The organism is Streptomyces sp. F63 (assembly GCF_018070345.1).
GTDB lineage: Bacteria > Actinomycetota > Actinomycetes > Streptomycetales > Streptomycetaceae > Streptomyces.
On sequence record NZ_JAGPXX010000015.1, the window covers coordinates 97,297 to 122,633 of the forward strand.

The following is a 25,337-nucleotide window of genomic DNA, read 5'->3' on the forward strand; positions in this document are numbered from 1 at the left end:
CCATATGGCCACCACTTCACTTGACCTGGCCAGGGTCCGCAACATCGGGATCATGGCCCACATCGACGCGGGCAAGACGACCACCACCGAGCGGATCCTGTTCTACACCGGTGTGAGCTACAAGATCGGTGAGGTCCACGAGGGCGCTGCCACGATGGACTGGATGGAGCAGGAGCAGGAGCGCGGCATCACCATCACGTCCGCCGCGACGACCTGCCACTGGCCCCTGAACGACGTCGATCACACCATCAACATCATCGACACCCCGGGCCACGTCGACTTCACCGTCGAGGTGGAGCGTTCGCTCCGCGTCCTCGACGGCGCGGTCACGGTGTTCGACGGTGTCGCGGGTGTGGAGCCGCAGTCCGAGACGGTGTGGCGGCAGGCGGACCGTTACGGCGTTCCGCGCATCTGCTTCGTCAACAAGCTCGACCGCACCGGCGCTGAGTTCCACCGCTGCGTCGACATGATCGTGGACCGCCTGGGCGCGGTGCCGCTGGTCATGCAGCTCCCGATCGGTGCCGAGGCGGACTTCAAGGGCGTCGTCGACCTCGTGGCGATGAAGGCCCTGGTCTGGTCCGCCGAGGCGACCAAGGGCGAGATGTACGACGTCGTCGACATCCCGGACACCCACACCGAGGCTGCCGAGGAATGGCGCGGCAAGCTGCTGGAGACCATCGCCGAGCACGACGAAGAGATGATGGAGATGTACCTGGAGGGCCAGGAGCCCACCCAGGAGCAGCTCATCGCCGCCATCCGCCGTGCCACGATCGCCTCCACGCACTCGGAGAACGAGGGGCAGCCGACCTTCACCCCGGTGTTCTGCGGTACCGCGTTCAAGAACAAGGGTGTTCAGCCCCTGCTCGACGCGGTCGTGCGCTACCTGCCGTCCCCCCTGGACGTCGAGGCCATCGAGGGCACCGACGTGAAGGACCCGGAGACGGTCATCAAGCGCAAGCCCAGCGAGGAGGAGCCGTTCGCCGGTCTCGCCTTCAAGATCATGAGCGACCCCCACCTGGGCAAGCTCACCTATGTCCGGGTGTACTCCGGCCGCATGGAGGCGGGCACCGCGGTGCTCAACTCCGTGAAGGGCAAGAAGGAGCGCATCGGCAAGATCTACCGCATGCACGCGAACAAGCGTGAGGAGATCTCGGGCGTGGGCGCCGGCGACATCGTCGCCGTCATGGGCCTGAAGCAGACCACCACCGGTGAGACGCTCTGCGACGAGAAGAACCCGGTGATCCTGGAGTCCATGGACTTCCCGGCCCCGGTCATCGAGGTCGCGATCGAGCCCAAGTCCAAGGGTGACCAGGAGAAGCTGGGTGTCGCCATCCAGCGGCTCTCGGACGAGGACCCCTCCTTCCAGGTCCACTCGGACGAGGAGACCGGCCAGACCATCATCGGCGGCATGGGCGAACTGCACCTCGAGGTGCTGGTCGACCGCATGAAGCGCGAGTTCAGGGTCGAGGCCAACGTCGGCAAGCCGCAGGTCGCCTACCGCGAGACGATTCGCAAGATGGTCGAGAAGGTCGACTACACGCACAAGAAGCAGACCGGCGGTACCGGCCAGTTCGCCAAGGTGCAGATCTCGATCGAGCCCCTGGAGGCCACGGACGGCTCGGCCTACGAGTTCGTCAACAAGGTCACCGGTGGCCGCATCCCCAAGGAGTACATCCCCTCGGTGGACGCGGGCTGTCAGGAGGCCATGCAGTTCGGCATCCTGGCCGGCTACGAGATGGTGGGCGTCCGCGTCACCCTGCTCGACGGTGCCTTCCACGACGTGGACTCCTCGGAGCTCGCGTTCAAGATCGCCGGTTCCCAGGCGTTCAAGGAGGCCGCCCGCAAGGCGTCCCCCGTGCTGCTGGAGCCGATGATGGCCGTGGAGGTCACCACCCCCGAGGACTACATGGGTGATGTGATCGGCGACCTCAACTCGCGTCGTGGCCAGGTGCAGGCGATGGACGAGCGCAGCGGCGCCCGTGTCGTCAAGGCGCTGGTCCCGCTGTCGGAGATGTTCGGCTACGTCGGTGACCTCCGCAGCAAGACCTCCGGTCGCGCGAGCTACTCCATGCAGTTCGACTCCTACGGCGAGGTTCCGCGGAACGTCTCCGAGGAGATCATCGCGAAGGCCAAGGGCGAGTAGCACTAGGCTGCTCAGCTATTAGGCTGGAGCACACAAGGCTGCGGGAATCTCCGCCGCGGGCCGTCATGGTCCGCGGCGGGGGCCCCGGCAGTCTGCCCCCAAGCGAATACGGCCAAGGGCATCCCCTCGGGGTCCTGGTCGGTTCGGAAAGACCACCTGAACCCATCCGCAAAGTGTGGATGGAGTACAGCACCAGTCCACAGGAGGACCCCAGTGGCGAAGGCGAAGTTCGAGCGGACTAAGCCGCACGTCAACATCGGCACCATCGGTCACATCGACCACGGTAAGACGACGCTCACCGCGGCGATTACCAAGGTGCTGCACGACGCGTACCCGGACCTGAACGAGGCCTCGGCCTTCGACCAGATCGACAAGGCGCCGGAAGAGCGCCAGCGCGGTATCACCATCTCCATCGCGCACGTCGAGTACCAGACCGAGTCGCGTCACTACGCCCACGTTGACTGCCCGGGTCACGCGGACTACATCAAGAACATGATCACCGGTGCGGCGCAGATGGACGGCGCCATCCTCGTGGTCGCCGCCACCGACGGCCCGATGCCGCAGACCAAGGAGCACGTGCTCCTGGCCCGCCAGGTCGGCGTGCCGTACATCGTCGTCGCCCTGAACAAGGCCGACATGGTGGACGACGAGGAGATCATGGAGCTCGTCGAGCTCGAGGTCCGTGAGCTGCTCTCCGAGTACGAGTTCCCGGGCGACGACCTCCCCGTCGTGCGCGTCTCGGCGCTGAAGGCGCTCGAGGGCGACAAGGAGTGGGGCGAGTCCGTCCTCAAGCTCATGCAGGCCGTCGACGAGGCGATCCCGGAGCCGGAGCGCGACACCGACAAGCCGTTCCTGATGCCGATCGAGGACGTCTTCACCATCACCGGCCGCGGCACGGTCGTCACCGGCCGCATCGAGCGTGGTGTCCTCAAGGTCAACGAGAACGTCGACATCATCGGCATCAAGCCGGAGAAGACCAGCACCACGGTCACCGGCATCGAGATGTTCCGCAAGCTGCTCGACGAGGGTCAGGCCGGTGAGAACGTCGGTCTGCTCCTCCGTGGCATCAAGCGCGAGGACGTCGAGCGCGGCCAGGTCATCATCAAGCCGGGCTCGGTCACCCCGCACACGGAGTTCGAGGCGCAGGCGTACATCCTGTCGAAGGACGAGGGTGGCCGTCACACCCCCTTCTTCAACAACTACCGCCCGCAGTTCTACTTCCGTACCACGGACGTGACCGGCGTCGTGACCCTCCCCGAGGGCACCGAGATGGTCATGCCGGGCGACAACACCTCCATGTCCGTCCAGCTGATCCAGCCGGTCGCCATGGAGGAGGGCCTCAAGTTCGCCATCCGCGAGGGTGGCCGGACCGTCGGCGCCGGCCAGGTCACCAAGATCGTCAAGTGACCCCGGTCGCCGTCTAGGCACCGCCGGCCCCGGCCGGCACGCGAGGGCCCGTACGACTCCGGTCGTACGGGCCCTTCGCGCTGCCCGCTGTACCGTGCGCGGTCAGTGAACAGCCGGGCAGGCGGAATCCCCCACACCGCGGTCCCGATGCCCTCCAACGGCCCAGGTGCGGTGCGGCTCTCCGCGGTATGTATGGCTCATGGCCGACAGGACGCCTTCTCCGAGAACGGAGCGTTTTCCTTGCAGCGAGCCGCACAGCTCTCACCTCGGGCCCTGGAGTCCATCTCGACTCCCGAGCGGGTGGAGACGCACCTGGGCACTCTGGACTTCCCGCTGGGCATGCCCACCGAGGAGACCGCCGACCGCCTCTACGACCATCTGGACCGGCTGGACGGCATCCGCGCGTTCCTCGACGCCTACTCCGGCGTCAGTGTGTGGGCGGCGCGCAAGGGCTTCCTGGCGACGGGGGCCAAGGACCACGACGTCCTGCTCTTCCCGGAGTTCATGGACCCCGGGGCGCTGGTGCTGACCGGGAACGCGGACACCGTCTACTTCCTGACCTTCCTCGACCTGACCGAGGGGCCCGTGGTGGTGGAGATGCCGCCCCTCACCCTCAGCTTCGTCAATGACCTGTGGTTCCGCTGGGTCGCCGATCCCGGCCTGCCCGGACCGGATCGCGGAACCGGGGGCACCTACCTCTTCGTACCGCCCGGCTATGCGGGCCCGCTTCCGGAAGGCGGGTTCTTCAGGCACCGGGTCCGCACCACGCGGCTCATCCTGGCCGGCCGGGCGTTCCTTGAGGACGGCGATCCGAAGCCGGCGGTCGAGCGCATCAAGGAGCGGTTGCGTATCCACCGCTACGTGCCGGGCCTGTACGGAACGAGCGTGGGGGAGATCGTGACCGGGGGCACCGCCCCGCCGCTGCCGTGGACCGCGGAGACGTGGACCGCCGCTCTGCGCAGGCCCGGTCCACCGCGCTTCGTCGTGGCATCCGGGCTGCCCCTCAACACGGTTCCGCCCGCGGACGTGACGTACTTCGATCTCGCCAACGAGCTGGTCCAGGACCAGCCGGCCGAGTCGTTCGATCCGGAGATCGCCGGTCCGCTGGCCGCGGTCGGGATCGTCAAGGGCGAGCCCTTCCGGCCGGACGCGCGGATGCGGAGGCTCCTCACCGAGGCGGCCGCGGTGGGCAACGCCACGGCCCGCACCCTTGCCAGCCGTCCGCGTCCCGAGGAAGGAGCGCACTTCTACGGCCCGTCCTCGCAGTGGGTCAACGGTCTGCTCGCGTCCGGCCACGACTTCATGACCCCGCCCGCGGACATCACCGACAAGGGCGTCGAGCCCCGTCCGAGCAGCGGTGCCCGGAAGCTGAACCTGCGGTCCTGGTGGTGGTACCTGGCCGTGGGCATCAGTCCGACGTTCGCCACGAGGCTGACGGGAGTGGGCTCGCAGTACCTGTTCTCGTTCGCGGACCGGGAGGGCCGGGCACTCGACGGCGGCAGACACCACCGCCTGGTGCTTCCGCCGGCTATCCCCGCCGCCCGGTTCTGGTCGGTCACCGTTTACGACAACCAGACGCGGTCGATGATCGACACGCCGCAGCGGTTCCCACGGGCCGGCAGCCAGGACTACCCCACCCCGGCGGCGGTCGCCGCCGCCGACGGCACGACCACGGTGCACTTCGGGCCCGTCCGCCCGGACGGCGTGCCGGAGGGCAACTGGATCCGGACCGTGCCGGCCCGGGGGTGGTTCGTGGTCCTGCGGCTCTACAGCCCACTGCGGCCGTTCTTCGACAAGACCTGGCGGCCGGGCGAGGTCGAGGCGGTGGACTGACCTCCCTGCCCGGCCCCTTTGGCGGTCGTCGCCGCAGGCCGGACGGCGGCCGGCGTGCGGAACGACTGGAACGCAGTGCTCACCACACGACCTCTTTCGGGAGGAACGCGGTGGTACAGGTGCACGACGCCCCCAGCCCGGGCACTCCGGCCGACACCCTCACGTCGATCCGCAGTCCGGACCGGCTGGAGACGGTCTTCGGCACGATGGACTTCTTCGACGGCATGCCCCTGCCCGACACGGTGACCCGCAGCTATGACGCGCTCGATCTGCTGCGCGGGATCGAGGTGTTCCTGAACTGTGTGCCCGGTGCCTCGATGGTGGCCATGCGACGCGGCCTGCGTGCCATCGGCATCGACTCCCACACGATCGGCTGCCTGGTCCCGCGGTGCACTTCGGCCCCGCTGGTGCTCACCGCCAACACGGAGACGACGTACGGGATGACGTGCCTGGCACTCGCCCAGGACGGACCCACGTGATCGAGGCGCCGGGGAACCCGCTGTGCTTCGTCAACGACCTCTGGCAGCGCCATGTCACCGACATGGGCATCGCCGGACCCGACAGGGGAGAGGGCGGCAAGTACCTCTTCCTGCCCCCGGGCCACGGCGGTGACCTTCCCGAGGGATACGTCGTCGTGCGGCCGCCGACCTTCTCCTCCTGGGTGCTGCGGGCGCTCAGCGGTACGGAGGGCCTGCTCCAGGCGCGGAGCTATCCGCTCTCGGCCGCGGCGGCCGTCGGGACGGGATCCCAGTACGTCTACACGGCGGAGGACTCCACCGGCGTGCTGCTCGACGGCGCACGCGGCTACACGCTCACTCTTCCGGGCGGCATCCCGGCGAAGAACTTCTGGTCCGTCACCGCCTGCGCCCCCCCCGGACCCGGTCCCTGCTGCGCACCGATGACCCCCAGCCGAGTGTGAACAGCCTCTCGGACGGCGTGCGGGCCGAGGCCGGCGGGGACACGGTCCTCCACTTCGGCCCCACCGCCCCGCGGGGCAGGGAGGCGACCGGGATCCGGACGGTGCCCGGCAAGGGGTGGTTCGTCGTGCTGCGGCTCTACGGCCCGCTCGAAAGCTGGTTCGACCAGAGCTGGCGTCCGGGCGAGATCGAACCGGTGTGAGGAAGCCGGCCGCGGGTGAGGTGATCGGCCGGCTTCCGTCCTGCGGCGTCGCAGGGACGCGGAGCCCGTTCCCGGGCCCGGGCGTCGTCGTGCTGCGTGGGGGAACAGACGTCATGGAGCACTCCTTGCCGTGCCGCTGGGGCTTCGGGCACGGCAAGGAGTGTCCGCCGGGGGAGCTACCGCCGCTTCCCACCGGTCCGGTCGGGTCAGGTGGTGTGTGCCGGATCAGGTGCCGCAGGCGTGCCCGTTGAGGGTGAAGGCGGTCGGTGCGGGGCCGTCCTGGGTGCGGCTGCCGTTGAAGCCGATGGTGGTCGAGGCGCCCGCTGCGATTTTCGCGTTCCAGCCGAGGTTCTGCGCGGTGACCGTTGTGCCTCGTTGCTTCCACTGGGCGGCCCAGCCCTGGTCGACGCGCTGTCCGCCCGTGAAGTCCCAGCTCAGCAGCCAGCCGTCGATGGGCTCGTCACCGGTATTGATGATCTTCACATTGGCCGTGAAACGGCCGGGCCAGTGGTCGGCCACGGTGTAGTCCACCCTGCACTGCTGCGCGGGTCCGGCCATGGTGCGCACAGTGGCGCCGGGTGAGGCCGGTGAGAGGTTGCCGGCGGCGTCACGGGCCTTGACGGCGAAGGTGTACGCGGTGTCGGGCTGCAGTGAGGTGATGGTCTGCGAGGTGCCGGTTGTGGCGGCGACCTTGACGGGTGTGTCGCCGTCGAGCCGATACACGTCGTAGCCGGTGACGCCGGTGTTGTCGGTGGCCGCCGGCCAGCTGAGGGTGACGCGGTCCGCGGTGATGTCCGAAGCGGTGGGTTCGCCCGGCGCGGTGGGCGCTTCGGTGTCCTCACCGCCACTGTCGCCCGGGGGCAGGACGAGGTGGGTGATGGAGTCGGCGGGGAAGCCGGCCGTGAACGCGCCGGCCGTAACGGTCTGGTCGTTCTCGCGGAGAATGCCGTCCAGGTGTCCGGCACTGTAGCGGTGGACCTCGGCCGTGCCGCTGCCGGCGCCGTTGATCTCGACCGAGCTGGTGAGGTCTGTTCCGCTCTTGTTGATCACCACAACGGTCAGGGCGTCGTCGGAGGCGCGCCGGGCCGCGTAGACGGCGAGCTTGCCCTGGTCCTCACTGACCGCGGGGAGGGAGGTCTCCCCGAACGCGCCGCCTTTGCCGTCGTAGTTGCGGTAGACGCGGAAGGCGTGCGCGACCGGTTCGTTGCTTTCCGGCGCGGTCCACAGCGAGGCCAGGTCCATGTCCTCCCGGCCGAAGATGCCCAGGACGTCGGCCTGGGCCAGGGCGCCGTTGATGTGCCCGTAGGCTCCCCAGCTGTACTCGGTCATGGCGAGCTTGGTGCCGGGATAGTGGTCGTCGACCAGCTTCCGCATCCGGGGGATCATCTGGACCGGGCGGTTGATCCAGCTCTCGTCCACGTAAGTGGGGTCCCACAGCTGCCGCGTGGAGCGCAGCCGGCGTTCCTGGGTGGCGGCGTCGCCGGCCTCCTTGCTGTGCACTCCCGACTGCTGGGGGTACAGGTGGATGTCGAAGTAGTCCAGGATGCGGGTGCCGTGCTCCCTCTCATAGGCGCGCATCCGGTCCAGGTACCACGGGCCCAGGTCCTGGCCGCCGTGTGCTGCCCGGTCGGGCGGGTCGCTCCAGCAGCCCGTCCGGCCGCAGACGTCCTGGTCGAGTCCCGAGTAGAAGATGGAGTTCAGTCCCCAGCCAACGGGCCCCAGTGTCTTGGCTGCGGGATCGGCAGCCTTGACGGCTGCCGCGTACCGGTAGGTGAGGTCGCGCAGTTCGTCGTACCCCAGCCCTTTGCGGCGGACGTCGCGGTGCGTGGAGTGCCACAGGTCGGGCTCGTTGTCCAGGTTGTAGAACCGCACCCCTTCACCGGCCGCGCCGCCGTAGCGGCTCTTGAGGTGGTTGATCCAGTCGGTCACGTACTGCGGACCGACTTCGACGCTGGTGTCGGCGGGGTCGTTGTCGGTGATGGGCGTGCCGTCCGGTGTCTTGCCGTTGCCGCAGTCCGGCGACCAGGGGTCGGTGGACTGCTGCGGCCCGTACTTCTGCACGCTGAAGCCGCAGGCCCTGGACCGGTCCTTGGCGACCTGGCCGAGCAGGGGCACGGTCAGGATCGTCTGAGTGCCCGTCGCCCGGTTCTGCTCGACGAAGCGGTCGGTCTCGGATCCGTTCGGCAGGCTGCCGGGGTCGGGGTTGTCGTTGGGGATGTTCTCGAAGTACCAGTCCGAGGCCCGGTTGGTGGTGTCGTTGCGGAAGTTGTACCGGGTGGTGTGGTTGCCGCCCCAGCGGTGGACCGGCAGCCGCAGGTCGGAGGCCAGGTCCTTGTCGGCGAAGTTCATCCCGTAGATGTACGGGCTGATGGAGTGCCCGGCGGCGGTCGCGTCGACAGTCAGGGCCGGGCCGACCGCGGCGGCCGCCGTCGCGGGCAGGGGCACGCCCGTGGCGATGACCCCGGCCATCGCCACGGGGATTAAGGCGGTTCTGAGACGCATGAGGTCCCTCTCGTACGGCTGGAGTGGAAGCGCTTTCATCGTCGAATGCCCATCGAACTGTCATGGCTTGGTCACTTGGTGTCAAGAGCGTGGGCAAGCGCTTTCACGATTGCGGTGGTCAGCTCCGGTGGGCCTGCGCGGCGGGCGGCCGGGTCCGCGGGCGGCGCCGGTCAGCCGCCGAGCGTCCCCGGTGTCGCCTGCTCCGCCCAGATGACCTTGCCGTCCCTGGTGTAGCGCGTGCCCCAGCGCGCGGCGAACTGGGCCACGAGGAAGAGGCCCCGTCCGCCCTCGTCCGTGCCGGCCGCGTAGCGCAGATGCGGCGAGGTGCTGCTGTGGTCGGAGACCTCGAAGGTGAGCGAACGGTCGCGGATCAGCCGCACCTTGATGGGCCCCGTGGCGTGGCGCATGGCGTTGGTGATCAGTTCGCTGCAGATCAGCTCCGTGGTGTACACGAGGTCCTCCAGCTCCCACTCCATGAGCCGGGCGGACACGGCAGCGCGTACGCGGCGAACGGCGGCAGGCTCGCACTCCACGTCCCACTCGGCGACCTGCCCCGGCCCCAGCAGCCGCGTACGGGCGACGAGCAGCGCGATGTCGTCGCTCCGGGACTCCGGGAGCAGGGCGTCGAGCACGGCGTCGCAGGTCTCCTCGGGCGAACGGTCCGCGTGCGCCAGCGTTTCGCGGAGCAACTGGAGCCCGGTGTCGACGTCCAGGTCGCGGCGCTCGACGAGGCCGTCGGTGAACAGGACGAGCCTGCTGCCCTCGGGCAGACGCAACTCGGCGCCTTCGAAGGGCTGTCCGCCGATGCCGAGGGGAAGGCAGGACGGCAGGTCCAGGAACTCCACCGTCCCGTCGGGGTGTACGAGCGCGGGCGCAAGGTGGCCGGCGCTGGCGATGGCACAGTTGCCGGACACGGAGTCGTAGACCGCGTACAGGCAGGTGGCACCGGTGACGGTGGTCTTGTCGCCGGCCGCGATCGTGTCCTGGTCGATAAGGGAGACCAACTCGTCGAGGTGGCTGAGGAGCTCGTCGGGCGGCAGGTCCAGGGGGGTGGAGAAGTTGTGCACGGCGGTGCGCAGCTGCCCCATGGTGGCCGCGGCATGCAGTCCGTGCCCGACGATGTCGCCCATGACCAGCGCCACCCTGGCGCCCGGCAGCGGGATGACGTCGAACCAGTCGCCGCCGACTGCCTGCGCGGGGAGGTAACGGGAAGCGACTTCGACGGCGTTCTGTTCGGGCAGCGCGCGGGGCAGCAGTCTCCGCTGCAGCGCCACGGCCAAGCCGTGCTCGCGGGTGTAGCGGCGTGCGTTGTCGAGGGACACGGCGGCTCGGGTGGCCAGTTCGGCCGCGAGGGACAGATCGTCCTGATCGAAGGGCTCGGGCTTCTCGGAGCGCCAGAAGTGGACGACGCCCAGCAGCACGCCGCGGGCGGACAGCGGCGCCGTGATGAGCGAATGGATCCCGTAGCCGATGATGCGGGAGCCCCGCGCGGGGTCCACCTCCTGCCAACGCGTGGCATCACGCAGACGGGGCACCAGGACCGCCTGCCCGCTCTCGACGCTGCGGGCCTGTGGCGAGGACGGCCCGAAGGTGATCAGGTCACCGACGGCGAAGAAGGGAGCGTCGTCCCGGATACCGCTGACGGCCGCGCGCTGCATCCGCTTGCTGCCGGTGCTTATGCCGTTCATCCCCGGTTCCTCATTGCGCAGCACGGACTCGGCCAGGTCGACGGCGACGTAGTCGGCGAAGCGCGGAACGGCGACCTGCGTCAGCTCTTCGGCTGTACGGGTCACATCGAGGGTGGTGCCGATGCCGCCGGTCGCGTCGTAGAGCAACTTCAGCCGCCACCGGACCAGCTCGACCCGCTGCGACGCCTCGCCGATCATCTCCATCACTTCATCGGTGCCGACCTCCTCCTCTCCGGCCACCGCGGCGACCGCAAGCCGTGCGGACGCGGCGCCTACCGAACCGACGAGCTGGGCTTCCGCGTGATGGACCAGCTCCGGCGGCGCTTCGGCGGCCGGTGAGCCGGGCTTCCTCCCGGGGTAGGAGCGCAACGCCCGCTGGGCGCCCTCCCGTCCGAGGAAGCGCTCCAGCAGGCTCTGCAGTTCGCCGACCGTGGCACGGACCTGCCAGCGCCGCTCCCTGACCGGCTCTTCGAGAACGTCGACGAACTGCACCGCCTGCGCCCGCTCGGCAGCGTCCGGTCGGTCCGCGAGGGAGACTGCGACATAGCCGCCGAAGTTCAGCAGTGCGCTCCAGAACATCGCATGGCTGATCGGGTCCATCCCCGCCAGGCCGAACAGCTGCTGTGGCCGGAGCAGCCCAAGGCCGAGCGGGCCCTCCCGCAAGAAGGAAGCAGACAGCAAACCGGCATCGGCGAAGGTCGGCAGCACCAGGGTGTACGCCCACACGGCGAACCCCGCCACCAGGCCGACCAGCACGCCCCGGCGGGTTCCACCCTTCCAGAACAGGCCGCCCAGGATGGCGGGCGCGAACTGTGCCACAGCCGCGAACGACACCAGGCCGATCGACACCAATGCCGTCTGCTCGCCCGCAACCCGGAAGTACGCGTACCCGAGCAGCAGGATCAGCACGATGGTCGCCCGGCGGATGCCCAGCACCAGCCCGGCGAGGTTGCCCCGGTGCGCCAGCCGGGATGTGCCGCGCAGCAGCAGCGGCATCACGAGTGAGTTCGACACCATGGTGCTGAGTGCGGTCGTCTCGACGATGACCATGCTGGTGGCCGCGCTGAGGCCGCCGATGAAGACGAGCAGGGCGAGTGCCTCCTGGCCTCCGGCCATCGGCAGGGTCAGCACATAGGTGTCGGCGTCGACGGTCTGTCCGAACCGCAGAAGGCCGCCGGCTGCGATCGGCAGCACGAAGATGCTGATCGCGAGCAGGTACAGCGGGAACAGCCACATCGCCCGCCTGAGGTGGTTCTCGTCGACGTTCTCGACAACGCTGATCTGCCACTGCCGGGGCAGCAGCACGATCGCCAGCATGGACAGCACCGTGAGCCAGACCCACATGCCGTAGCCGGTCTGCTCGCGCAGCGTGAACAGCGTGGTGAGGCCGGCGTCCGCGGCCCGGGAGAACAGGTCGTGGAACCCCCCGAACATCCAGAAGACCACAAAGATCCCGGCCGAGAGGAACGCCACGAGCTTGACCACGGACTCGAACGCGATGGCAGCGACCATGCCCTCATGGCGTTCGGTGGCGTCCAGATGACGGGTGCCGAAGACGATGGTGAACGCGGCGAGCACCAGCGCTGCGTACAACCCGGTGTCCTGAAAGAGCGGGACAGGGCCAGGATCGGACGTGACCACGGGGTGCCGCCGAATGACCGTAAAGGTGAGGGAGACCGCCTTGAGCTGCAGCGAGATGTAGGGAACAACTCCCACCACAGCGATGATCGTCACCAGACAGCCCAGTGCGGTGCTCTTGCCGTAGCGGGCGGAGACGAAGTCGGCCAGCGAGGTGACCCGGTGCCGGTGGCTTGTCCGGATGATCCTGCGCAGCACCAGCCAGCCCAGCGCGAGCATGAGCGTCGGCCCCAGGTAGATCGGCAGGAAGCCGACTCCGGCCCTGGCGGCCCAGCCCACGCTGCCGTAGTACGTCCACGAGGTGGCGTACACGCCGAAGGACAGCGCGTAGAGCGTGGGATTGTTGATGATGCTCCGACCGGAATCCGCCCGCCGGTCACCGTAGAAGGCCACAGCGAAGAGCAGGCCCAGATATCCGGCCGAAACTGCGACGATGAACCAGGTCTGGAGCACGGCCTACCTCGATCTGTGGCCGATCACGGCGACCAGACCGATCACGATCGCCCAGACGAGAAAGAGGTAAGCCGCGAGAACGGGGACGCCCAGGACCTGGCCCATGTGATCGAACCGCGCCAAGAACGGCGGAATGATCAGCACGAACCCCAACGCCGCTACAGCCGTCAGGCGCAGACCGAGCTGCTCGTCGTCTCGCGACTCCCCCATGAGCTGCCTCCGCGTCCTCGATGTCACGCTGTGCAACGTACCCTCGAATTTGCGCAATGTCACACTACGGAGTCGATCGGTGCCGTGGCGTGAAGCGCGCTCTGCTCGGCTCAACACGGCACCGAGGCGCCTGTCACCTCGCCGAACCGCCACACCCACTGTCTGCTGTGCGTGAAGGACGGCCGGCCGTCCCCGGCACGCCCACGGAAGATCCGCCATCTTGACGTCGATGGTCATGGGCCGGTGCAGCGTTATGCGCGGTGAGCTGGAGGAGTGCGCCGTCATCGCACCGGCCACTCGTCGGTGTGAGCCCTCGAACACCTGCCGGCAGCTGACTGGGCATACGGAACGATGTAGCCTCCGGTGAACGCCCTTGACCTGCCGAAGCAGGCAGGGAGCAGACGAATCGGGAGTTTCTTCGTGCTTCGGACCATGTTCAAGTCCAAGATCCACCGTGCCACCGTGACCCAGGCCGACCTGCACTATGTCGGCTCCGTCACCGTCGACGCCGATCTGCTGGACGCCGCGGACCTGCTGCCCGGCGAACTGGTGCACATCGTGGACATCACCAATGGCGCCCGGCTGGAGACCTACGTCATCGAGGGCGAGCGGGGCTCCGGGGTCATCGGCATCAACGGCGCCGCCGCCCATCTGGTGCATCCCGGCGATCTGGTCATCCTGATCAGCTATGCCCAGGTCGAGGACGCCGAGGCACGGGCGCTGAAGCCCCGCGTGGTGCACGTCGACGCGGACAACCGGATCGTCGAACTCGGCAGCGACGCCTCCGCGCCCGTCCCGGGCAGCGAGCAGCGGCGCAGCCCGCAGGCGGTCCCGGTCGGCTGACGGATGCGGAACCGGGCGGACGCGTGCCGAGCAGGAACGGCCCGGCCCGCCCGCCCACCGCACGCGGGCGGGCGGGCCGGAGGCCGCCTCATTCCTCGGCGAAGATCTCCTCGGCATGGTCGGCGGTGACCGCCCGGCTCAGCCAGTGACGGAGGATCTCGGGGTCGGCGCAGCCGGTGATGCGCTCGCGCGCGTCGCCGGAGACGGGGAGCCCGCGGGTTTCGAGGATCATGAGGATGTCCTCCGCCCGGCCCTCCGCCCGGCCTTCCGCCCGGCCTTCCTCGCGCAGCTTCTGAGACGTCTCCGAACGGAAGAAGGAGAGGTCGATGGCCATGAGGTCCCTCCAGATCTGAGCGCCCGGGCTCTTGCCCAGGCCGAGTTCGGTGAGCTCCCTGAAGATCGTCGCTGTCTCGGCGTCGAGGGTCTTCAGCGCGGTAGCCAGCGATTTCAGCATGGTATCCGCACAGGGATGCTTACCGTGGGTGATGGCGGCGAACGTGGCGAGCGGAACGTCGCGGGCCGCTGTCGACGAGTCCGTGATGAGTGGGACGTTGTGCGGCCCGAGAACGAGCGGCCGGATGGTGAGGGTGCGCCACTGCGGCGGGCCGATGTGGAGCGGTGCCGATGCCCAGCGAGCGGTCGATTCTTCCTGGCAGACCACCAGCAGCACGGGCGGCATGCGGTATTTGGCGTACAGATGGGACAGGTAGTAGGCCCAGCTGCCGTGTTTGTCCGGGTCCTTTCTGCCCTGGGCCTCCACGGCGAGCAGGTAGCTGTCGCCGTGAGCCGTGTCGACGCGCAGGAGTGTGTCGAGCCGCCGTTCCAGCGGCTTGATCTCGGTGAGATCGGTGGGGAGCAGAGAGACCGCGACGGGATCGGTGAAAGGAATGCCGAGTCTGTCGAAGGTCCGGGCGAAGATGCCGGGGTCTTCCTGGAAGATCCGGTGCATCGCCTCGTGCGATGAGCTGACCATGCGGTGGACGGTAGGTCCGGCCGGTGAGCTTCTTCCGGGTATGGGTATGGTGTTCGCACGAAGGTGTGATTCGAACCGTCTTGTTCTTGACGGAAGCGCTCTGCGGACGGCTTCGCGGAAGCAGGGTGCGGCGGAGGGTTCCGGGGCCGTTTCGCGGGGTACGATCCCCGGTTCCCAATTGGCTACGGGCCTGCCCCGTGTGGCACACTGTCCAGGTTGCTCGGTTGAGTGCCGATGCTGCGCGCCTCCCGCCGGGAGGACTGGAAGCGAGTCCCGCAGTACTCGTCGCCTCTCATCAGGGGCGGAAGTACGGGAATCTTCCGGGAAGCGTCAGCGGGGTACCGGCCAGGCGCCCGGTGGGTGTCTTCCCCCGGCTCGCGGTCTTCGGTCCGCACCCCTCAGCAGGGAAATCCTTCGGGAAATCCGTACTGGCGGGAGTGCGACACGCCCGACCGCGTGGGTCGGAGAGAGACGCTCACCCGCCGGGTCCCAGAGCGTTACGAGAGACAGGACTACGAAGTAGCCATGGCGGGACAGAAGATCCGCATCCGGCTCAAGGCCTACGACCACGAGGTCATCGACACTTCGGCGAAGAAGATCGTCGAGACGGTGACGCGCACTGGTGCGTCGGTCGCGGGCCCGGTGCCGCTGCCCACAGAGAAGAACGTGTACTGCGTCATCAAGTCGCCGCACAAGTACAAGGACTCGCGCGAGCACTTCGAGATGCGCACGCACAAGCGCCTCATCGACATCCTCGACCCCACGCCGAAGACCGTCGACTCGCTCATGCGTCTCGACCTGCCGGCGGGCGTCGACATCGAGATCAAGCTCTGAGGTGACGCGCGAGATGGCTAAGCAGATCAAGGGCGTCCTGGGCGAGAAGCTCGGCATGACGCAGGTGTGGGACGAGAACAACCGCGTCGTCCCGGTCACCGTCGTCAAGGCCGGCCCCTGCGTCGTGACCCAGGTCCGTACCGCTGACTCCGACGGCTACGACGCCGTCCAGATCGCCTTCGGCGAGATCGACCCGCGCAAGGTGAACAAGCCCCTCAAGGGCCACTTCGCCAAGGCCGACGTCACCCCGCGCCGCCACCTGGTGGAGCTGCGTACCACCGACGCCGGTGAGTACACGCTCGGCCAGGAGGTCACCGCCGAGGTGTTCGAGTCCGGTGTCAAGGTCGACGTGACCGGCACCAGCAAGGGCAAGGGCACCGCCGGTGTCATGAAGCGCCACGGCTTCGCCGGCCTCGGCGCCGGCCACGGCACCCAGCGCAAGCACCGCTCGCCGGGCTCCATCGGCGGCTGCGCCACGCCGGGCCGCGTGTTCAAGGGCCTGCGCATGGCCGGCCGCATGGGCAACGAGCGGGTCACCACCCAGAACCTGACCGTCCATGCCGTTGACGCGGAGAAGGGCCTGCTCCTGATCAAGGGAGCGGTTCCTGGTCCGAACGGCGGCCTCGTCCTGGTCCGTACCGCGGCCAAGGGGGCCTGAGGTAACGATGAGCACCATTGACATCCTTTCGCCGGCAGGCGACAAGGCCGGGACCGTCGAGCTCCCCGCGGAGATCTTCGACGCGCAGGTCAGCATTCCGCTGATCCACCAGGTCGTCGTCGCCCAGCTGGCCGCTGCCCGCCAGGGCACGCACAAGACCAAGACCCGTGGCGAGGTCCGCGGCGGCGGCAAGAAGCCGTACCGCCAGAAGGGCACCGGCCGCGCCCGTCAGGGCTCGACCCGCGCGCCGCAGTTCGCCGGCGGTGGCGTCGTGCACGGTCCCGTGCCGCGCGACTACTCGCAGCGGACCCCGAAGAAGATGAAGGCCGCCGCGCTCCGCGGTGCCCTCTCGGACCGGGCGCGCCACGGCCGCATCCACGTCGTCACCGGCGTGGTCGAGGGCGAGGTCTCCACCAAGGCCGCGAAGACCCTGCTGGGCAAGGTCAGTGAGCGCAAGAACGTGCTCCTGGTCGCCGAGCGGTCCGACGAGGCCGCGTGGCTCTCCGCCCGCAACCTGCCCCAGGTGCACCTCCTGGAGCCGGGCCAGCTGAACACGTACGACGTGCTCGTCTCCGACGACGTGGTCTTCACGCAGGCCGCCTACGAGCGTTTCGTGGCGGGTCCCGCCGCGGCCGCCAAGGCTGTCGCCTCCGAGGCTGAGCTCGAAGGGAGCAACGCCTGATGAGCGAGGCAACGGCAACCGCGGTCACCAGCAAGACCTTCACGGACCACCGTGACATCCTGGTCAAGCCGGTGGTCTCGGAGAAGAGCTACGCGCTGCTGGACGAGAACAAGTACACGTTCATCGTCGACCCGCGCGCCAACAAGACCCAGATCAAGCAGGCCGTCGAGGCGGTCTTCTCGGTCAAGGTCACCGGGGTCAACACGATCAACCGCCAGGGCAAGCGCAAGCGCACCCGCACCGGTTACGGCAAGCGCAAGGACACCAAGCGCGCCATCGTGACCCTCGCCGAGGGCGACCGTATCGACATCTTCGGCGGCCCGGTCTCCTAAGGGAGTCCGAGTCGTCCGGAATCGGACGAGGACTGAGAAATGGGTATCCGCAAGTACAAGCCGACGACCCCGGGCCGTCGTGGCTCCAGCGTCGCCGACTTCGTCGAGATCACGCGGTCCACGCCGGAGAAGTCGCTGGTCCGCCCCCTGCACAGCAAGGGCGGCCGTAACAACGCCGGTCGTGTGACCGTTCGCCACCAGGGCGGTGGCCACAAGCGCGCCTACCGCGTGATCGACTTCCGTCGTCACGACAAGGACGGCGTGCCGGCCAAGGTCGCGCACATCGAGTACGACCCCAACCGCACCGCGCGCATCGCGCTGCTGCACTACGCGGACGGCGAGAAGCGCTACATCCTCGCCCCGCGCGGACTGCAGCAGGGCGACCGGATCGAGAACGGGCCGGGCGCGGACATCAAGCCGGGCAACAACCTGGCGCTGCGCAACATCCCGGTCGGTACCACGCTGCACGCCATCGAGCTGCGGCCCGGCGGCGGCGCCAAGTTCGCCCGCTCCGCGGGCGCCTCGGTGCAGCTGCTGGCGAAGGAGGGCACCATGGCCCACCTCCGCATGCCGTCCGGTGAGATCCGCCTGGTCGACGTCCGCTGCCGCGCCACGGTCGGCGAGGTCGGCAACGCCGAGCAGTCGAACATCAACTGGGGCAAGGCCGGCCGCATGCGCTGGAAGGGCGTCCGCCCGACCGTCCGCGGTGTCGTGATGAACCCCGTCGACCACCCGCACGGTGGTGGTGAGGGCAAGACCTCCGGTGGTCGCCACCCGGTCTCGCCGTGGGGTCAGAAGGAGGGCCGTACGCGCTCGCCGAAGAAGGCCAGCAACAAGTACATCGTCCGCCGCCGCAAGACGAACAAGAAGCGCTAGGAGCGGGTTCAGATGCCGCGCAGTCTCAAGAAGGGGCCCTTCGTCGACGACCACCTGATCAAGAAGGTGGACGGACAGAACGACGCGGGGACCAAGAACGTCATCAAGACCTGGTCCCGCCGCTCCATGATCGTCCCGGCCATGCTGGGCCACACGATCGCGGTGCACGACGGCCGCAAGCACGTCCCGGTGTTCATCACCGAGTCGATGGTCGGCCACAAGCTCGGCGAGTTCGCGCCGACCCGCACCTTCCGCGGCCACGTCAAGGACGACCGCAAGTCGAAGCGTCGTTGACGGGCGGGGTGTGAAGACCATGACAGACACCGAAGGGACAACCATGGAAGCCAGGGCCCAGGCGCGGTACATCCGCGTCACGCCCATGAAGGCCCGCCGCGTGGTGGACCTCATCCGTGGCATGGATGCCACGGAGGCTCAGGCGGTCCTGCGTTTCGCCCCGCAGGCCGCGAGCGTGCCGGTGGCCAAGGTGCTCGACAGCGCCATCGCCAATGCCGCGCACAACTACGACCACACCGACGCCGGCAGCCTCTTCATCTCCGAGGCGTACGTCGACGAGGGCCCGACCCTGAAGCGGTTCCGGCCGCGCGCCCAGGGCCGCGCCTACCGGATCCGCAAGCGGACCAGCCACATCACCGTGGTCGTCAGCAGCAAGGAAGGAACCCGGTAATGGGCCAGAAGGTTAACCCGCACGGGTTCCGGCTCGGCATCACCACGGACTTCAAGTCCCGCTGGTACGCCGACAAGCTGTACAAGGACTACGTCAAGGAAGACGTCGCCATCCGCCGGATGATGACGAAGGGCATGGAGCGCGCCGGTATCTCCAAGGTGGAGATCGAGCGCACCCGTGACCGCGTCCGCGTCGACATCCACACCGCCCGGCCGGGCATCGTCATCGGCCGCCGCGGCGCGGAGGCCGACCGCATCCGCGGCGAGCTGGAGAAGCTCACCGGCAAGCAGGTGCAGCTGAACATCCTCGAGGTCAAGAACCCCGAGACGGATGCCCAGCTGGTCGCGCAGGCCGTCGCCGAGCAGCTCTCCTCCCGCGTCTCCTTCCGTCGCGCCATGCGCAAGAGCATGCAGTCGACGATGAAGGCCGGCGCCAAGGGCATCAAGATCCAGTGCGGTGGCCGCCTCGGCGGCGCCGAGATGTCCCGCTCGGAGTTCTACCGCGAGGGCCGGGTGCCCCTGCACACCCTCCGCGCGAACGTCGACTACGGCTTCTTCGAGGCCAAGACCACCTTCGGCCGCATCGGCGTGAAGGTGTGGATCTACAAGGGCGACGTCAAGAACATCGCCGAGGTTCGGGCCGAGAACGCCGCCGCCCGTGCCGGTAACCGCCCCGCTCGCGGTGGCGGCGACCGGCCGTCGCGTGGCGGTGGCCGTGGTGGCGAGCGCGGTGGCCGCGGTCGTAAGCCCCAGCAGCAGTCGGCTCCGGCCGCCGAGGCCAAGGCCGAGGCTCCCGCTGCCGCCGCCGCTGAGCCGAGCGCTGCCGGAAAGGAGAGCTGACCCATGCTGATCCCTCGTAGGGTCAAGCACCGCAAGCAGCACCACCCCAAGCGCAGTGGTATGGCCAAGGGTGGTACGGAGCTGGCGTTCGGCGAGTACGGCATCCAGGCCGTGACCCCGGCCTATGTGACCAACCGGCAGATCGAGTCCGCTCGTATCGCCATGACCCGTCACATCAAGCGTGGCGGCAAGGTCTGGATCAACATCTACCCGGACCGCCCGCTCACCAAGAAGCCCGCCGAGACCCGCATGGGTTCCGGTAAGGGTTCCCCCGAGTGGTGGGTCGCGAACGTCAAGCCCGGCCGGGTGATGTTCGAGCTGTCCTTCCCGAACGAAAAGGTTGCCAAGGAGGCGCTGACCCGCGCCGCCCACAAGCTTCCGATGAAGTGCCGGATCGTCCGGCGCGAGGCAGGTGAGTCGTGATGGCGGCCGGTACCAAGGCGACCGAGCTGCGTGAGCTGGACGACGAGGAACTCGTTGCGAAGCTTCGCGAGGCCAAGGAGGAGCTGTTCAACCTCCGCTTCCAGGCGGCGACCGGACAGCTCGAGAACCACGGCCGGCTGAAGGCCGTCCGCAAGGACATCGCCCGCATCTACACCCTGATGCGTGAGCGCGAGCTCGGCATCGAGACGGTGGAGAGCGCCTGATGAGCGAGACGAATGTGACTGAGAACAAGAGCGAGCGCGGCTTCCGCAAGACCCGTGAGGGCCTCGTGGTCAGCGACAAGATGGACAAGACCGTCGTCGTCGCCGTCGAGGACCGCGTGAAGCACGCGCTGTACGGCAAGGTCGTCCGCCGTACCAACAAGCTCAAGGCGCACGACGAGCAGAACGCTGCCGGTGTCGGCGACCGCGTCCTCCTGATGGAGACCCGGCCGCTGTCCGCCACCAAGCGCTGGCGCATCGTCGAGATCCTCGAGAAGGCCAAGTAGGCCATTCCCGCTCGGGAATGCCTCGTCATACACCCTGAGGTCTCTCCTCAGGACAGTTCCGCCAGGCTCGGCGGGGGCTCCCACGGAGCCCCCGCCGGGAACCGGCAGACGATCAGGAGATAGACGTGATCCAGCAGGAGTCGCGACTGCGGGTCGCCGACAACACGGGGGCGAAGGAAATCCTTTGCATCCGTGTTCTCGGTGGCTCCGGTCGACGCTACGCGGGCATCGGTGACGTCATCGTCGCCACCGTGAAGGACGCGATTCCCGGCGGCAACGTGAAGAAGGGTGACGTCATCAAGGCGGTCATCGTTCGCACGGTGAAGGAGCGCCGCCGCGCCGACGGCTCGTACATCCGCTTCGACGAGAACGCGGCCGTCATCCTCAAGAACGACGGTGACCCCCGCGGCACCCGCATCTTCGGCCCGGTGGGCCGGGAGCTGCGCGAGAAGAAGTTCATGAAGATCATCTCGCTCGCGCCGGAGGTGCTGTAACCGATGAAGATCAAGAAGGGCGACCTGGTCCAGGTCATCACCGGTAAGGACAAGGGCAAGCAGGGCAAGGTCATCCAGGCCTTCCCCCGCGAGGACCGCGTCCTGGTCGAGGGTGTCAACCGGGTCAAGAAGCACACCAAGGCCGGCCAGACCGCCCGCGGTTCGAAGACCGGCGGCATCGTCACGACCGAGGCCCCGATCCACGTGAGCAATGTTCAGCTCGTGGTGGAGAAGGACGGCAAGAAGGTCGTCACGCGTGTCGGCTACCGCTTCGACGACGAAGGCAACAAGATCCGCGTTGCCAAGCGGACCGGTGAGGACATCTGATGAGTGCCACCACAGTGACCCCGCGCCTGAAGCAGCGCTACCGCGAGGAGATCACGGGCAAGCTGCGTGAGGAGTTCTCCTACGAGAACGTCATGCAGATCCCGGGCCTCACCAAGATCGTGGTCAACATGGGTGTGGGCGACGCCGCCCGCGACTCCAAGCTGATCGAGGGCGCCATCCGCGACCTCGCCACGATCACCGGCCAGAAGCCGTCGGTCACCAAGGCCCGCAAGTCCATCGCGCAGTTCAAGCTGCGCGAGGGCCAGCCGATCGGTGCCCACGTCACCCTCCGCGGTGACCGCATGTGGGAGTTCCTGGACCGGCTGCTGTCGCTCGCGCTGCCGCGCATCCGCGACTTCCGCGGTCTGTCGCCGAAGCAGTTCGACGGCCGGGGCAACTACACCTTCGGTCTCACGGAGCAGGTCATGTTCCACGAGATCGACCAGGACAAGATCGACCGGGTCCGGGGCATGGACATCACCGTGGTCACCACGGCGACCAACGACGACGAGGGCCGTGCCCTGCTGCGTCACCTCGGCTTCCCGTTCAAGGAGAACTGACCGTGGCGAAGAAGGCTCTGATCGCTAAGGCCGCCCGCAAGCCGAAGTTCGGTGTGCGCGCGTACACCCGCTGCCAGCGCTGTGGCCGGCCGCACTCCGTCTACCGCAAGTTCGGCCTCTGCCGTGTGTGCCTCCGTGAGATGGCGCACCGCGGCGAGCTGCCGGGCGTCACCAAGAGCTCCTGGTAATCCCTCCCGCCGCCCGGCCCGCCCCGCCGCGGGCGGCCGCCGGGCGACGGGACGCAGGGACCAGCCAGGACTCTCGGTAAGCACGTGGCCGGCGAGGGCCCGGCCCGGACCACTCCACGGTTCCCGTAGAGTGGAAGGGTTGGGCGTTCGCCGTCCATGGCCGTCCGCGGGCACAGCCCGCTATGACACTTACTACGCCGTAGGTCCCCGCGCCGCACCCGTCCCGGAACACACCCCGGGGAGAGGGATGGCGCAGATAGGAAACCCCGGCGAGAGAGGCCGAAGGCCATCATGACCATGACCGATCCGATCGCAGACATGCTCACTCGTCTGCGAAACGCCAACTCGGCTTATCACGACACCGTCGTGATGCCGCACAGCAAGATCAAGTCGCACATCGCGGAGATCCTCCAGCAGGAGGGCTTCATCACCGGCTGGAAGACCGAGGACGCCGAGGTGGGCAAGAACCTCGTCCTCGAGCTGAAGTTCGGCCCCAACCGCGAGCGCTCGATCGCCGGCATCAAGCGGATTTCGAAGCCGGGCCTGCGGGTCTACGCAAAGTCCACCAATCTGCCGAAGGTGCTCGGCGGCCTGGGCGTGGCGATCATCTCCACGTCCCACGGGCTGCTCACCGGCCAGCAGGCGCAGAAGAAGGGCGTGGGTGGGGAAGTCCTCGCCTACGTCTGGTAGTCGGGAAGGAGGAACTGCAATGTCGCGCATCGGCAAGCTCCCCATCCCGGTTCCCGCCGGCGTGGACGTCACCATCGATGGCCGGACGGTCGCCGTGAAGGGCCCCAAGGGCACCCTCTCGCACACCGTCGCCGCGCCCATCGAGGTCAGCAAGGGTGAGGACGGTGTCATCACCGTCAGCCGCCCCAATGACGAGCGTCAGAACAAGGCCCTGCACGGCCTGTCCCGCACGCTGGTGGCGAACATGATCACCGGGGTGACCCAGGGATACAGCAAGAAGCTCGAAATCAGCGGTGTCGGTTACCGTGTCCAGGCGAAGGGCTCCAACCTGGAGTTCGCGCTGGGCTACAGCCACCCCATCCTGATCGAGGCCCCGGAGGGCATCACCTTCACGGTGGAGTCCCCGACCAAGCTGAGTGTCGAGGGCATCGACAAGCAGAAGGTCGGCGAGGTCGCGGCCAACATCCGCAAGCTGCGGAAGCCCGACCCGTACAAGGCCAAGGGCGTGAAGTACGCCGGCGAGGTCATCCGGCGCAAGGTCGGAAAGGCTGGTAAGTAAGCCATGGCATTCGGCGTGAAGATCGCCAAGGGCGACGCCCGCAAGCGCGCCGCCATCAAGCGTCGCCACATCCGCGTCCGCAAGCGGATCTCCGGTACCCCGGAGCGTCCCCGCCTGGTCGTGACGCGTTCCAACCGCCACATGACCGCCCAGGTCATCGACGACATCGCGGGCCACACGCTGGCCTCGGCGTCGACGCTGGACGAGTCCATCCGCGGGAACGAGGGCGACAAGAGCTCCCAGGCTCAGAAGGTCGGCGCCCTGGTGGCCGAGCGGGCCAAGGCCGCCGGCATCGAGGCCGTCGTGTTCGACCGCGGTGGCAACCAGTACGCCGGGCGGATCGCCGCTCTGGCCGACGCCGCCCGCGAGGCCGGGCTCAAGTTCTGAGCACGGTTCCGTAGCAGCGGACGTAAACGAGAGAGGTAAATCCAATGGCTGGACCCCAGCGCCGCGGTGGCGGCGCCGGTGGCGGCGAGCGGCGGGACCGTAAGGGCCGGGACGGCGGCGCTGCCGCCGAGAAGACCGCGTACGTTGAGCGCGTTGTCGCGATCAACCGTGTTGCCAAGGTTGTGAAGGGTGGTCGTCGCTTCAGCTTCACCGCGCTGGTCGTGGTGGGCGACGGTGACGGCACCGTGGGCGTCGGATACGGCAAGGCCAAGGAGGTGCCGGCCGCCATCGCCAAGGGTGTGGAGGAGGCCAAGAAGCACTTCTTCAAGGTCCCCCGGATCCAGGGCACCATCCCGCACCCGATCCAGGGCGAGAAGGCCGCGGGCGTCGTCCTGCTGAAGCCTGCTTCCCCCGGTACCGGTGTGATCGCGGGTGGCCCGGTGCGCGCCGTGCTGGAGTGCGCGGGCATCCACGACGTGCTCAGCAAGTCGCTGGGCTCGTCGAACCCGATCAACATCGTGCACGCCACGGTGTCGGCTCTCCGGGGGCTGCAGCGCCCGGAGGAGATCGCCGCCCGCCGCGGACTGCCCCTGGAGGACGTCGCCCCCGCGGCTCTGCTGCGGGCGCGTGCGGGAGCGGGTGCGTGATGGCCCGTCTCAAGATCACGCAGAAGAAGTCCTACATCGGCAGCAAGCAGAACCACCGCGACACCCTTCGTTCGCTCGGTCTGAAGCGGGTGAACGACGTGGTCGTCAAGGAGGACCGTCCCGAGATCCGCGGCATGGCGCAGACCGTGCGGCACCTCGTCACGGTTGAGGAGGTCGACTGACATGGCGGACGAGAAGCCGCTGAAGGTCCACAACCTCCGGCCCGCCCCGGGCGCCAAGACCGCCAAGACCCGTGTGGGCCGTGGCGAGGCGTCCAAGGGTAAGACCGCTGGTCGTGGCACCAAGGGTACGAAGGCCCGCTACCAGGTTCCGGAGCGCTTCGAGGGCGGGCAGATGCCCCTCCACATGCGTCTTCCGAAGCTGAAGGGCTTCAAGAACCCGTTCCGCACCGAGTACCAGGTCGTGAACCTGGACAAGCTGGCCGCGCTCTACCCGCAGGGCGGCGAGGTCACGGTGGCCGATCTGGTCGCCAAGGGCGCGGTTCGCAAGAACCAGCTCGTGAAGGTGCTCGGCACCGGCGAGGTCTCCGTGGCGCTGCAGGTGACGGTCGACGCCGTCTCCGGCTCCGCCAAGGAGAAGATCACCGCCGCCGGTGGCTCCGTGACCGAACTCGTCTGAGTTCGCCGGGCCGCTTGAACGGACCAACCGGGGATGCCCTAACGGGGCATCCCCGGTTGGTCGTTCCGCCCGGGGCACGTCCGCCGGTAAGGTGGCGTCCGTTACTGTCCGCGTGGCGTGTGCCTCCGCGGCTATTGACTGCTTTGTATCCGTCGACCCTCAAGACCGTCACCTCTCGCGCCTGGCGCGGGGGGCGCAGG

The 25,337-nt window shown here is 68.2% G+C and carries 32 protein-coding genes; 28 read left to right on the plus strand and 4 right to left on the minus strand.

The annotated features are described in order from the left end of the window. Positions 1–4 precede the first annotated feature (4 nt). The 6 genes from fusA to KBZ10_RS17250 all read left to right on the plus strand — a co-directional run bounded on the left by fusA (position 5) and on the right by KBZ10_RS17250 (position 6,502). On the plus strand, positions 5–2,143 hold the full coding sequence (gene fusA / locus KBZ10_RS17225; RefSeq protein ID WP_210988534.1) for an elongation factor G: 2,139 nt from the start codon (positions 5–7) through the stop codon (positions 2,141–2,143). A gap of 213 nt (positions 2,144–2,356) precedes the next feature. Next, the gene (gene tuf, locus KBZ10_RS17230; protein WP_210988535.1) at positions 2,357–3,550 is read left to right on the plus strand and encodes an elongation factor Tu; all 1,194 of its coding nucleotides are present in this window, start codon (positions 2,357–2,359) and stop codon (positions 3,548–3,550) included. Positions 3,551–3,790: 240 nt separating this feature from the next. Next, positions 3,791–5,383: a DUF1254 domain-containing protein gene (locus KBZ10_RS17235; RefSeq protein WP_247702514.1), complete on the plus strand. Its 1,593-nt coding sequence runs from the start codon at positions 3,791–3,793 to the stop codon at positions 5,381–5,383. Positions 5,384–5,493: 110 nt separating this feature from the next. Continuing rightward, positions 5,494–5,862: a hypothetical protein gene (locus tag KBZ10_RS17240; RefSeq protein WP_210988537.1), complete on the plus strand. Its 369-nt coding sequence runs from the start codon at positions 5,494–5,496 to the stop codon at positions 5,860–5,862. After that, positions 5,859–6,302: a DUF1254 domain-containing protein gene (locus KBZ10_RS17245; protein WP_210988538.1), complete on the plus strand. Its 444-nt coding sequence runs from the start codon at positions 5,859–5,861 to the stop codon at positions 6,300–6,302. The genes KBZ10_RS17240 and KBZ10_RS17245 overlap by 4 nt, the downstream gene beginning before the upstream one ends. Then, entirely contained in the window at positions 6,299–6,502 is a 204-nt protein-coding gene (locus KBZ10_RS17250; protein WP_210988539.1) for a DUF1214 domain-containing protein, read from the plus strand. Before KBZ10_RS17245 ends, KBZ10_RS17250 begins: the two co-directional genes overlap by 4 nt. 225 nt (positions 6,503–6,727) lie before the next feature. Here the strand turns inward: KBZ10_RS17250 and KBZ10_RS17255 are convergent, their stop codons facing one another. The 3 genes from KBZ10_RS17255 to KBZ10_RS17265 form a co-directional block, all read right to left on the minus strand. After that, positions 6,728–9,004 (minus strand): glycoside hydrolase family 44 protein, encoded by a 2,277-nt coding sequence (locus KBZ10_RS17255; RefSeq protein WP_210988540.1) that lies wholly within the window; start codon positions 9,002–9,004, stop codon positions 6,728–6,730. Between the two features lie 170 nt (positions 9,005–9,174). Further along, positions 9,175–12,783 (minus strand): SpoIIE family protein phosphatase, encoded by a 3,609-nt coding sequence (locus KBZ10_RS30600; RefSeq protein WP_374223367.1) that lies wholly within the window; start codon positions 12,781–12,783, stop codon positions 9,175–9,177. Positions 12,784–12,786: 3 nt separating this feature from the next. Then, positions 12,787–12,993 (minus strand): hypothetical protein, encoded by a 207-nt coding sequence (locus KBZ10_RS17265; protein WP_210988541.1) that lies wholly within the window; start codon positions 12,991–12,993, stop codon positions 12,787–12,789. Between the two features lie 420 nt (positions 12,994–13,413). On the opposite strand from KBZ10_RS17265, the gene panD reads away from it, so the two are divergent. Next, complete coding sequence (panD, locus tag KBZ10_RS17270; protein WP_210988542.1) at positions 13,414–13,836, plus strand: aspartate 1-decarboxylase; 423 nt, start codon at positions 13,414–13,416, stop codon at positions 13,834–13,836. 88 nt (positions 13,837–13,924) lie between these two features. On the opposite strand, the gene KBZ10_RS17275 is transcribed toward panD, so the two are convergent. Beyond that, positions 13,925–14,809, minus strand: a complete 885-nt coding sequence (locus tag KBZ10_RS17275; protein WP_210988543.1) for a hypothetical protein — start codon at positions 14,807–14,809, stop codon at positions 13,925–13,927. 525 nt (positions 14,810–15,334) lie between these two features. Between KBZ10_RS17275 and rpsJ the strand changes: the two genes are divergently transcribed. The 21 genes from rpsJ (at position 15,335) to rplO (ending at position 25,137) form a co-directional block, all read left to right on the plus strand. Continuing rightward, on the plus strand, positions 15,335–15,643 hold the full coding sequence (gene rpsJ / locus KBZ10_RS17280) for a 30S ribosomal protein S10 (protein WP_004571821.1): 309 nt from the start codon (positions 15,335–15,337) through the stop codon (positions 15,641–15,643). 13 nt (positions 15,644–15,656) lie between these two features. After that, positions 15,657–16,301, plus strand: coding sequence for a 50S ribosomal protein L3 (gene rplC, locus KBZ10_RS17285; protein WP_019707822.1), 645 nt, complete (start codon positions 15,657–15,659; stop codon positions 16,299–16,301). A gap of 7 nt (positions 16,302–16,308) precedes the next feature. Then, a complete protein-coding gene (gene rplD / locus KBZ10_RS17290) occupies positions 16,309–16,983 on the plus strand; it encodes a 50S ribosomal protein L4 (protein WP_210988544.1) in 675 nt (224 codons plus the stop codon). After that, positions 16,983–17,315, plus strand: coding sequence for a 50S ribosomal protein L23 (rplW, locus tag KBZ10_RS17295; RefSeq protein WP_030542565.1), 333 nt, complete (start codon positions 16,983–16,985; stop codon positions 17,313–17,315). The genes rplD and rplW overlap by 1 nt, the downstream gene beginning before the upstream one ends. 39 nt (positions 17,316–17,354) lie before the next feature. Then, positions 17,355–18,191: a 50S ribosomal protein L2 gene (rplB, locus tag KBZ10_RS17300; RefSeq protein WP_210988545.1), complete on the plus strand. Its 837-nt coding sequence runs from the start codon at positions 17,355–17,357 to the stop codon at positions 18,189–18,191. A 12-nt stretch (positions 18,192–18,203) separates the two neighbouring features. Further along, entirely contained in the window at positions 18,204–18,485 is a 282-nt protein-coding gene (gene rpsS, locus KBZ10_RS17305; RefSeq protein WP_210988546.1) for a 30S ribosomal protein S19, read from the plus strand. Between the two features lie 43 nt (positions 18,486–18,528). Beyond that, positions 18,529–18,876: a 50S ribosomal protein L22 gene (gene rplV / locus KBZ10_RS17310; RefSeq protein ID WP_030542567.1), complete on the plus strand. Its 348-nt coding sequence runs from the start codon at positions 18,529–18,531 to the stop codon at positions 18,874–18,876. Then, the gene (gene rpsC / locus KBZ10_RS17315) at positions 18,876–19,715 is read left to right on the plus strand and encodes a 30S ribosomal protein S3 (protein ID WP_210988547.1); all 840 of its coding nucleotides are present in this window, start codon (positions 18,876–18,878) and stop codon (positions 19,713–19,715) included. The genes rplV and rpsC overlap by 1 nt, the downstream gene beginning before the upstream one ends. Before the next feature lie 3 nt (positions 19,716–19,718). Further along, positions 19,719–20,138: a 50S ribosomal protein L16 gene (gene rplP / locus KBZ10_RS17320; protein WP_006604880.1), complete on the plus strand. Its 420-nt coding sequence runs from the start codon at positions 19,719–19,721 to the stop codon at positions 20,136–20,138. Beyond that, a complete protein-coding gene (rpmC, locus tag KBZ10_RS17325) occupies positions 20,138–20,362 on the plus strand; it encodes a 50S ribosomal protein L29 (protein WP_019707829.1) in 225 nt (74 codons plus the stop codon). Before rplP ends, rpmC begins: the two co-directional genes overlap by 1 nt. Continuing rightward, entirely contained in the window at positions 20,362–20,646 is a 285-nt protein-coding gene (gene rpsQ, locus KBZ10_RS17330; RefSeq protein ID WP_210988548.1) for a 30S ribosomal protein S17, read from the plus strand. Before rpmC ends, rpsQ begins: the two co-directional genes overlap by 1 nt. Before the next feature lie 125 nt (positions 20,647–20,771). Next, positions 20,772–21,140 carry a 50S ribosomal protein L14 gene (gene rplN / locus KBZ10_RS17335; RefSeq protein ID WP_019707831.1) on the plus strand — a complete coding sequence of 123 codons (369 nt, stop codon included), beginning with the start codon at positions 20,772–20,774 and terminating at the stop codon, positions 21,138–21,140. A gap of 3 nt (positions 21,141–21,143) precedes the next feature. Further along, a complete protein-coding gene (gene rplX / locus KBZ10_RS17340; RefSeq protein WP_065963007.1) occupies positions 21,144–21,467 on the plus strand; it encodes a 50S ribosomal protein L24 in 324 nt (107 codons plus the stop codon). Next, entirely contained in the window at positions 21,467–22,027 is a 561-nt protein-coding gene (rplE, locus tag KBZ10_RS17345; protein ID WP_019707833.1) for a 50S ribosomal protein L5, read from the plus strand. The genes rplX and rplE overlap by 1 nt, the downstream gene beginning before the upstream one ends. 2 nt (positions 22,028–22,029) lie before the next feature. Then, on the plus strand, positions 22,030–22,215 hold the full coding sequence (locus KBZ10_RS17350; RefSeq protein ID WP_003956452.1) for a type Z 30S ribosomal protein S14: 186 nt from the start codon (positions 22,030–22,032) through the stop codon (positions 22,213–22,215). Between the two features lie 291 nt (positions 22,216–22,506). After that, a complete protein-coding gene (gene rpsH / locus KBZ10_RS17355) occupies positions 22,507–22,905 on the plus strand; it encodes a 30S ribosomal protein S8 (protein ID WP_019707834.1) in 399 nt (132 codons plus the stop codon). A 19-nt stretch (positions 22,906–22,924) separates the two neighbouring features. Then, positions 22,925–23,464 carry a 50S ribosomal protein L6 gene (rplF, locus tag KBZ10_RS17360; RefSeq protein ID WP_210988549.1) on the plus strand — a complete coding sequence of 180 codons (540 nt, stop codon included), beginning with the start codon at positions 22,925–22,927 and terminating at the stop codon, positions 23,462–23,464. A 3-nt stretch (positions 23,465–23,467) separates the two neighbouring features. Then, complete coding sequence (gene rplR, locus KBZ10_RS17365; RefSeq protein ID WP_210988550.1) at positions 23,468–23,851, plus strand: 50S ribosomal protein L18; 384 nt, start codon at positions 23,468–23,470, stop codon at positions 23,849–23,851. A 44-nt stretch (positions 23,852–23,895) separates the two neighbouring features. Continuing rightward, a complete protein-coding gene (gene rpsE, locus KBZ10_RS17370) occupies positions 23,896–24,498 on the plus strand; it encodes a 30S ribosomal protein S5 (protein WP_210988551.1) in 603 nt (200 codons plus the stop codon). Beyond that, positions 24,498–24,680 carry a 50S ribosomal protein L30 gene (gene rpmD / locus KBZ10_RS17375; RefSeq protein WP_019707838.1) on the plus strand — a complete coding sequence of 61 codons (183 nt, stop codon included), beginning with the start codon at positions 24,498–24,500 and terminating at the stop codon, positions 24,678–24,680. The genes rpsE and rpmD overlap by 1 nt, the downstream gene beginning before the upstream one ends. A gap of 1 nt (position 24,681) precedes the next feature. Then, a complete protein-coding gene (gene rplO / locus KBZ10_RS17380; RefSeq protein ID WP_043466728.1) occupies positions 24,682–25,137 on the plus strand; it encodes a 50S ribosomal protein L15 in 456 nt (151 codons plus the stop codon). Positions 25,138–25,337: the final 200 nt, after the last annotated feature.